Raw genomic sequence first — 7,305 nt, forward strand, 5'->3', positions numbered from 1 at the left:
GGGGCCTTTTTCATTTCCGGGGTCTGGCGATTCAGTGTCCCGCCAGCTTCATCTGCTCGACCAGCACAGAGCCCGTCTTGAGGCTGGAGCGCTCGTCCTCGTCGTTCCCCACCGCCACCAGGGTGCTGAACATGTCGGCCAGGTTGCCGGCTATGGTGATCTCCTCAACCGGATAGAGGATCTCGCCATTCTCCACCCAGAAACCGGCTGCGCCGCGGGAGTAGTCACCATTGACGATATTGACCCCCTGCCCCATCAGCTCGGTCACCAGCAGGCCTGTGCCCATCTCCTTGAGCATGCCCTGGAAGTCCTGGCCGGTATTGGAGACCTGCCAGTTATGGATGCCACCGGCGTGGCCTGTGGTGGTCAGCCCCAGCTTGCGCGCCGAGTAGGAGGTAAGCAGCCAGCTCATCAGCTCGCCATTGCGCACTATGTCCATGTCGCGGGTGCGTACCCCTTCACCGTCGAACGGGGTACTGGCGAGCCCCCCCAGCAGGTGGGGGAACTCCTGAATGCTGAGCCACTCGGGCAGGATCTGTTTGCCCAGCTTGTCCAACAGGAAGCTCGACTTGCGATAGAGGTTGCCGCCGCTGATGGCCATCACCAGATGACCCCACAGGCCGGCGGCAGTGTCGGGGTGAAACAGCACGGGGGCGTGGCGGGTGCTGATCTTGCGGGCCCCCAGACGGGAGACGGTGCGCTCCACCGCCTCGTCGGCGATGCGCTGCGGGCTCCAGAGGCCGGAGAGGGCGCGGCTGGAGGAGTAGCCATAGTCCCGCTGCATGTCGCCATCCTGCTCGCCAATCAGCACGCAGCTCAGAGAGTTGCGCGACGCTGCATAGCCTTTGACGAAGCCATGGCTGTTGCCATAGACCTTGACCCCCAGATGGCTTGAAAAGCTGGCGCCATCGGAGTGCTTGATGCGGGCATCACGCCCCAGGGCAAGCCGCTCGCACTCGATGGCCAACTCGATGCCACGCTGGGGATCCAGTTCAATGGAGTGACAGAGTTGCAGATCCGGGGCATCCCAGGCCAGCAGTTCGGCATCCGCCAGACCGGCATACTCATCGGGGGAGGTGTGGCGGGCAATCTCCATGGCTGCTTCGACGGCGGCACGAATGGCAGACTTGCCGAGATCCGTGGTCGAGGAGGATCCCTTGCAGCCATTGCGATAGACGGTGATGCCGAGCGCTCCATCCTTGTTGAACTCGATGCTTTCCAGCTCACAGCCCCGGGTATTCACCGACAGCCCGGTCTGCTTGCTGATGGAGACTTCCGCAAGCCCGGCGCCCAGCCCCTTGGCTATCTCCAGGGCCTCGGCGACCACCGCCTCGAGATGGGCTTGATCCTGGCGAATTTGATCTTGCTGGTCCATAACTCACATCTGTATGAAGGAAGGAAAGGGGCTAAGCATATCAGACCCCTGCGCCCAGCGGGAGAAGCTGGTAACATATCCCCCAACGCGAATGACAGGAATCAGAGACCGATGAGTCAGTATCAAGACGACAACGAATTGGACGATTGGGGTCCCAGCAAGAGCCAGCTCAAGCGCGACGCCGAGGCACTACAGAAACTGGGGGCCGAGATCGTCTCCCTGAGCCACAGCGAGCTGGAACGGATCCCGCTGGATGAAGAGTTGGCCGAAGCCGTCGAGCTGGGCCGCAAGCTCAAGCCCAAGAAGGACGAGTCCTTCCGCCGCCACCTGCAGTTCATCGGCCGCCTGATGCGCAGCCGGGATATAGAGCAGATCGAGGAAGCCCTCTCCATCATCAAGATGCGTCACTCCACCGTGAATGCCCGCCTGCACCGGCTGGAGCAGTGGCGTGAGCGCCTGATCACCGAGGGAGACAGCGCCCTCAACGAACTGATGTCCCAGTTCCACGAGCTGGATCGCCAGAAACTGCGCCAGCTGATCCGCACCGCCAACAAAGAGCGGGAGCTGAACAAGCCGCCGGTGGCCTATCGCGAGATGTACCAATACCTGCGCGGCGAGATCGAAGACCAGCTGTAAGCCATGACGGCCTGTGGCTGACAGAAACAAAAACGGGGCCAATCTGGCCCCGTTTTTTTATGCGCCGTCAGCTACCCGGCAAACACTGGGTGTGAGTACCCGGTTGCAGATAAGGCACCAGCAAGGGCGCCATCCCCTTGAGAACCTGTACCGGCAGTGCCGAGGTGAAGCGGAACTTGTCGGACTGGCTGCCGGGCACATAGGCCGTCAGGGTACCGAAGTGATCATCCCCTATGTAGAAGACAAAGGTCGCGGTCCGGTTACGCGCCAGTGAGCTGGTGACATTGCCGTAGCGGCCGACCGTCTCGATCCTGTTGTCCCCCGTCCCCGTCTTGCCCCCCAACGACAGCACAGTGCCATCCTGCAAGGCAAAGGCACCGGCGATGCGCCGCGCTGTTCCCCCCTCAACCACCTTGGACAAGGCATTGCGCAGGGCGTTGGCCACCTCGGCAGGCATCACCCGAACACCCTGGGTGTTGGCCGGTTCGAACACGGTGGCGAAGGGCGTGTCCTTTGCGAAGGAGAGATGCTCGATCCGCAGGGTCGGTGCACGCATGCCGCCGTTCTGGATGATCCCCATCAATTCCGCCAAGGCAGCAGGCCTGTCTCCCGAGCTGCCCAGTGCGGTCGCCAGGGAGGGAACCAGGTGATCAAACGGATAGCCCAAACGCGCCCAGCGCTGATGGATGTCGAGGAAGGCCTCGACCTCCAACATGGTGCGGATCCGGCTATCCCGGGCACTGCGATGGCGCGTCTTGAACAGCCAGCTGTAGACCTCCTGACGCTCATCCCGGCTGGCCGCAACCGCATCGGCAAAGGTGGCCTTGTCAAACTCCCTAAGATAGGAGAGCAACCACAGCTCCAGCGGGTGAACACGGGCGATATAGCCTTGATCCGGCAGTGAATACTTACCAGGACCATAACTGGTATAGAGCTGCTCGACTCGCTTGTCGCTCAGCTTGTCCCGTGGCAGGCGCTTCGCCAGGAAGGCTGCAAAGTCGGCCTGTGACGCTTCCGGCATCAGGTAGCGATGCACGGCCGCGAGGCGCACCGCGCTGGGCTTGAGGCCATCGAGGAAGGTATCGAGCTGCTCATCCGTGGTCTTGCCGCGATATTTACGCCAGAAGCGCAGCAGATAGGTCTGCCCCTCCTTGTCGGCAAACTTGGCCAGATACTCGGTACGACGGGGATCCTTGTCATCCTTGAGCAACTGGGCACGGTTGCCTTCCTTGTAGAGGCTGTAGCGCACTATGTCCCGCATCAGCCGTACGAAGGGCAGGTTGATGGATTCACGCAAGGCGTCGCGGATCGGCGGAATGCGGCCATTGTCTTCCTTGCGGAAGTTGTTGAAGGTGTGCATGCCACCACCGGTGAAGAAGCCCTCGTAGGGGCTGGCGGAGTATTTGCGATCCAGCGCAGCCTCCAGCATCACGGGCAGGCTCTTGTCCTTGGCACTCATCAGGTAGGCGATGGCCCAACGGCTGATGTTGTCCTGATCGGAGACCTCTATCTTGCGCAGGCTCTCGGCCGGCATGTTCCCGTAGCTGTCATGCAGCTCGGTCACTATCTCCAGATAGGTGGTCAGCACCCGCAGCTTGGCGGTTGAGCCCAGCTCCAGCTTGCTGCCCTCATTGATGTCGAACGGCTGATCCGTGTTGTCGGTCTGCACCCGCACCTTGACCCCTTCCGGCGTCTTCTCGAACAGGGTGAAGCTGTATTTCACGTCCCCCGTCTTCTCCGGCGAGAGCAGGCGCTCACCAAACAGCCCGACCTGGGCGGCAAATGTGGGGTCCGCCAACTGCTGCAGATAACGGGAGACGTCATTTTGCAGCGGCATGTTGAGAGTCGTGTCCGCCGTCAGATCCATGCGGTCCAGATCATAGAGCTGAACACCGAGCTGGCGACTGAGGCGGGTGCGCGCCACCTGCAACCCCTTGTTGTTATTGACCCGGGTGATCGCCGGCGCCTGCAGGAAGTCGCGGAACGCAAGCTTGGCCTTGAGTGCCGACTCCATCAAGGGAGGCGTGATCATGCCCTCCTGCACGAACAGGCGCAGGTAGCTGTCTGTCAGGGTCGACAACGCCTCACGCCCCTGGGCCAGATAGTAGGAGGGGCGACGGTGGGCAATCATCAGGGAGACCACCTGGCGCAGCGCCAGCCCCTGCTCGGCCAGAGTGTCGTCCTGATTACGCGCGGGATCCAGCAGGCGATTCACCTCGTCCACATCGGCACCGAACCAGACCCAGAGACCATCTCCCAGGCCGTGCACCTCCCCATAACCCGGGGCGGCGGAGAGCGGCACCGAGTTGAGGTAAGCCCAGGCCACCAGTTTGCGTGCTTCCAGGGTTTTTGGCCCCAATCGATAGGCCCGCACACTGGCCGAGGCCATCTGGCGGATCTTCTCGGTGGGGGACAGGGTCAGACCATCAGGGGAGTGCCGATACTTCTCCACCTGGGTCGCCAGCGTACTGCCACCGGCGGATTGGTCCTGCATGTCCAGCGCCTTGCCCACCTGGGACAGCGCCGCCTTGGCAAAACGGGGCCAGTCTACCGCCGGGTTGGCGAGCGGCTGCTCGTTGCTCAACAGCTCCCTGTTCTCGATAAATAGCAGGGACTGGATGACCAAGGGGGGAATAGAGTTGAAATCAGGGTAGTAATGGGTCGGGTACTTGTATTGATAGAAAGGCTCTGCACGGCAGTCGTGCAGCGTCAGCCCCGCCTGCACCTTCTCGGTATAGGGGACGAAGAAACCATGGCTGGCGTAGTTGTAAAGTGCATCGGAAAAACGCACCTGCTCGCTCACCTGATAACCACGCTGGATGAGGCGCTCCTGGATCATGGGCATCAGCACATAACCGAGTCGCTTGTCGAAGGGGCCATCATCCGGGAAGGTGATTTGCTTGCTGGGACCCGGTTCCAGCTCATAAGTCAGCTTGGCGGCATAACGGGAGATCTCCTGCGACTGCAATCGGGAGGTCTTCATTTCATAACCAACCAGGGCGATCACGGCAGCCAGGCAAAGCAAAAAGATGAAACAGAACAACCAGCGCCACCAGGGGCGACGCTTGCGCTGATATTGCCCGTCCGCATGCGGTACGGATGAATCCTGAGATGCCACTTTGTTCGAATCCGTCTGTTTTGATGCGCCCATATCAGCCCCACCATGGTTGCGCAATTTATTGTCTTTCAATCAAGCTTAGTCGTTTCAAGTCAAGGGCTTGAAAACTATTGACCGCTTTGCAGCGATGTTAACAGGGCGATTGTAAAAATGGGAGCCGATTGTTGCAGTGCGGCGAGAGATCCGAGCTGCCGAGTGGAAATGAAACACCGGCTGTAAGCCGGTGTTCGGGAATGGCGGTGTGAGCTTATTTGCTGGTACTCATGCCCTTCAGCTTGGTGCTCAGCTCCTTGCGCTCCTTGGAAAGCTCGGCATTCTTGATAATGTGATCATCAACACGCTCTTCGTAATCGGTGCGCATGTTGGCGATGATGGCCTGCACTTCGTCGATGCTCATGCCTGGCTTGATATAGTCGCTCAGGTTGTCGAGCAGCAACACCCGCTTCTGGTTGTCACGGATCTTCTTCTCGTTGTCCGCGATTTCACGCTTGAGCTTGTTCTGACGACGAGACATACGCACATATTCCAACACATCGCTGAAAGTAGACTTGTTTACTTGTTCCATATCGGTACCACTGACTGAAGGTGAATGAAAACAGGTCTGGGTACTCTCATACCAGATAAAGAAGTAAAGGCATGGTATGGGTAAACCCGGAATGCCCCTTACTCTACCGAGTTATGATGCAGATACAACCCCAATTGCAGACCCAGCGCCGGGTTTCAGCAGGATAGCGCCGCGTGAGGAATCAAATGGAAAACCGGTGAGAGTGCAGAGCCAGGCGCGGCAGCAGACAAAGCCTCCGGTGCCGGAACCCATGAGCACCAACAGGTGACAAAACGGGTGAACGCAAGGAATAAGCAGACGCGATCTCGGCAGGCAGTGGCTGGTTTTGGGGAAACGTCAGACAATAAAAAACCCCGCTCAGTGAGCGGGGTTTTTTATATTGGGTGCCTGGCAGTGTCCTACTCTCGCATGGCGAATGCCACACTACCATCGGCGCTACCGCGTTTCACTTCTGAGTTCGGCATGGGATCAGGTGGTTCCACGGCGCTATGGCCGCCAGGCAAAAAACTTCATCTGGAAAGCTGACGTGAGTAACGACTGATTGGCTATTGCCTGGTCGCTATCACTGAATTAGGTAGTAGTCTCGCACTTGCTACAAGGCCAGAAACACTTCTTGGGTGTTGTATGGTTAAGCCTCACGGGTAATTAGTATGGGTTAGCTCAACACGTCGCCGCGCTTACACACCCCACCTATCAACGTTGTGGTCTCCAACGGCCCTTTAGGACCCTCAAGGGGTCAGGGATGACTCATCTCAGGGCTCGCTTCCCGCTTAGATGCTTTCAGCGGTTATCGATTCCGAACTTAGCTACCGGGCAGTGCCACTGGCGTGACAACCCGAACACCAGAGGTTCGTTCACTCCGGTCCTCTCGTACTAGGAGCAACTCCCTTCAATCATCCAACGCCCACGGCAGATAGGGACCGAACTGTCTCACGACGTTCTGAACCCAGCTCGCGTACCACTTTAAATGGCGAACAGCCATACCCTTGGGACCGACTTCAGCCCCAGGATGTGATGAGCCGACATCGAGGTGCCAAACACCGCCGTCGATATGAACTCTTGGGCGGTATCAGCCTGTTATCCCCGGAGTACCTTTTATCCGTTGAGCGATGGCCCTTCCATTCAGAACCACCGGATCACTATGACCTACTTTCGTACCTGCTCGACCTGTCCGTCTCGCAGTTAAGCTGGCTTATGCCATTGCACTAACCTCCTGATGTCCGACCAGGATTAGCCAACCTTCGTGCTCCTCCGTTACTCTTTGGGAGGAGACCGCCCCAGTCAAACTACCCACCAGGCACTGTCCGCGAGCCCGATTCAGGGCCCTGCGTTAGAACATCAAACATACAAGGGTGGTATTTCAAGGACGGCTCCAGCGCAACTGGCGTCACGCCTTCAAAGCCTCCCACCTATCCTACACATGTAGGTTCAATGTTCAGTGCCAAGCTGTAGTAAAGGTTCACGGGGTCTTTCCGTCTAGCCGCGGGTACACCGCATCTTCACGGCGAATTCGATTTCACTGAGTCTCGGGTGGAGACAGCATGGCCATGGTTACACCATTCGTGCAGGTCGGAACTTACCCGACAAGGAATTTCGCTACCTTAGGACCGT

Annotated in this window: 4 protein-coding genes and 2 rRNA genes (1 of these 6 running past the window's edge); 1 reads left to right on the forward strand and 5 read right to left on the reverse strand. The window is 58.9% G+C overall.

All coding sequences use genetic code 11. The features are described 5' to 3' along the window. Positions 1-31: 31 nt before the first annotated feature. On the reverse strand, positions 32-1,375 hold the full coding sequence (gene pmbA / locus KI797_RS18590) for a metalloprotease PmbA (RefSeq protein ID WP_226170536.1): 1,344 nt from the start codon (positions 1,373-1,375) through the stop codon (positions 32-34). Positions 1,376-1,486: 111 nt separating this feature from the next. Here pmbA and yjgA point away from each other — a divergent pair, with 111 nt between their 5' ends. Continuing rightward, complete coding sequence (gene yjgA, locus KI797_RS18595) at positions 1,487-2,011, forward strand: ribosome biogenesis factor YjgA (RefSeq protein WP_005331314.1); 525 nt, start codon at positions 1,487-1,489, stop codon at positions 2,009-2,011. 67 nt (positions 2,012-2,078) lie between these two features. On the opposite strand, the gene KI797_RS18600 is transcribed toward yjgA, so the two are convergent. From KI797_RS18600 to KI797_RS18615, 4 genes are all read right to left on the reverse strand, one after another. Next, positions 2,079-5,162: a transglycosylase domain-containing protein gene (locus KI797_RS18600; protein ID WP_226170539.1), complete on the reverse strand. Its 3,084-nt coding sequence runs from the start codon at positions 5,160-5,162 to the stop codon at positions 2,079-2,081. Positions 5,163-5,376: 214 nt separating this feature from the next. After that, positions 5,377-5,694 (reverse strand): PTS system regulator TmaR, encoded by a 318-nt coding sequence (gene tmaR, locus KI797_RS18605; RefSeq protein WP_025328544.1) that lies wholly within the window; start codon positions 5,692-5,694, stop codon positions 5,377-5,379. A gap of 385 nt (positions 5,695-6,079) precedes the next feature. Beyond that, positions 6,080-6,194: ribosomal RNA gene (rrf, locus tag KI797_RS18610) — 5S ribosomal RNA — on the reverse strand. Between the two features lie 124 nt (positions 6,195-6,318). After that, positions 6,319-7,305, reverse strand: a 23S ribosomal RNA gene (locus KI797_RS18615); it runs 1,903 nt beyond the window's last position.

This window comes from Aeromonas media (genome assembly GCF_020423125.1).
GTDB lineage: Bacteria > Pseudomonadota > Gammaproteobacteria > Enterobacterales > Aeromonadaceae > Aeromonas > Aeromonas media.